The organism is Cobetia sp. SIMBA_158 (genome assembly GCF_046566945.1).
Classification (GTDB): domain Bacteria; phylum Pseudomonadota; class Gammaproteobacteria; order Pseudomonadales; family Halomonadaceae; genus Cobetia; species Cobetia amphilecti.
Genome location: NZ_JAWJYL010000268.1, coordinates 1 through 278 on the forward strand (window position 1 = coordinate 1; position 278 = coordinate 278).

Genomic DNA, 278 nt, shown 5'->3' on the forward strand with positions numbered 1-278 from the left:
CTTGAGCGCGTCTTGTATTCTTATCTCTAATTAAATTAGTGTCTCGCCCTTGCATAGCAGGGTCTAAAATCACTTCTCTTGGGTTAATGTCTATAAAACTACTATCAGACATGTATTGGTTCATTGAGGCTTCTCTATCGCTTCTAGAGCTCTTTGTACTGTGGAAAGGGAAGCACCAACCTCTTTAGCTATTTTACGCAAAGATATACCCTGAGAGCGTACTAGCCTGATTTGCTGGTGGTTAGTCTTATTGGTAGGGCGGCCACGGTATTTACCAG

The 278-nt window shown here is 42.4% G+C and carries 1 protein-coding gene; it reads right to left on the minus strand.

Translation table 11 applies throughout. The features are described 5' to 3' along the window. Nucleotides 1-120: 120 nt before the first annotated feature. Nucleotides 121-278, minus strand: a 158-nt coding sequence (locus tag R2R70_RS19915) for a helix-turn-helix domain-containing protein (RefSeq protein WP_410978887.1), incomplete at its 5' end; no start/stop codon positions are given.